The following is a 246-nucleotide window of genomic DNA, read 5'->3' on the forward strand; positions in this document are numbered from 1 at the left end:
TGACACCTTCTCCATCGAAAATATCATTGATTTTACCGATGGCAATGACATCATAGTCATGATCTTTAAGTGTGTTCATCACTGTTGGGCCAAAAGGTTTTAAGGCATAGTCATGACGATTACTTGTTCTTGTGAAATGCCCCGGTTCACCAACATATGGACGTGCAATTACGCGACCGACTAAATATTTCGGGTCTTTTGTTAATTCACGTACTTTTTCACAAATGTCATACAATTCTTCAAGTG

At 38.6% G+C, this 246-nt stretch carries 1 pseudogene; it reads right to left on the reverse strand.

Annotation, left to right across the window (positions count from 1 at the left end):
- A pseudogene (locus tag C1H58_RS12170) lies at nt 1–246 on the reverse strand (phosphopentomutase); the annotation flags it as partial.

It is taken from the genome of Staphylococcus sp. 191 (assembly GCF_011174885.1).
In the GTDB taxonomy this organism is placed as follows: Bacteria; Bacillota; Bacilli; order Staphylococcales; family Staphylococcaceae; genus Staphylococcus; species Staphylococcus coagulans.